The sequence below is a fragment of the Rahnella ecdela genome (assembly GCF_019049625.1).
GTDB classification, from domain to species: domain Bacteria; phylum Pseudomonadota; class Gammaproteobacteria; order Enterobacterales; family Enterobacteriaceae; genus Rahnella; species Rahnella ecdela.
Genome location: NZ_JAFMOY010000039.1, coordinates 1 through 412 on the forward strand (window position 1 = coordinate 1; position 412 = coordinate 412).

Annotated in this window: 1 protein-coding gene; it reads left to right on the top strand. The window is 46.6% G+C overall.

Going from position 1 to position 412, the window contains the following annotated elements; all coding sequences use genetic code 11:
• A partial coding sequence (gene tnpA, locus J1784_RS00175) for an IS200/IS605 family transposase (protein WP_217147572.1) occupies positions 1-263 on the top strand: 263 nt, incomplete at its 5' end.
• Positions 264-412 lie beyond the last annotated feature (149 nt).

A 412-nucleotide genomic window follows, 5' to 3' on the forward strand; every position in this document is an offset into this window, starting at 1 on the left:
TTGAGGTTGAGATTTTAGAAATGGATGGCGAAGCGGATCACGTTCACATCCTGGTTGCATACCCGCCCAAACTGGCTATCAGCGTGCTGGTTAATAACCTTAAATCAACCAGCAGTCGTTATGTCAGGATTTTAAATACCCATCTTTGCAAGCAAAGTAATGCCGGAGTGCTCTGGTCACGTTCCTACTTTGCCTGTAGCGCTGGTGGAGCAACAATTGAAACACTGAAAGCGTATGTTGAATCGCAGAAAACCCCTGATTAGCACCCCTTATATCCCCGTCCGACTGAACTGCACCCCAAAAGTTGGACACTAACTGAGTAAGGTGCAATTTATGGGCAAGCCCAATTACACACTGGAATTCCGTATTGCTGTCGTGAAGTATTACCTCTCCGGCCAGGGCGGAATAAAAA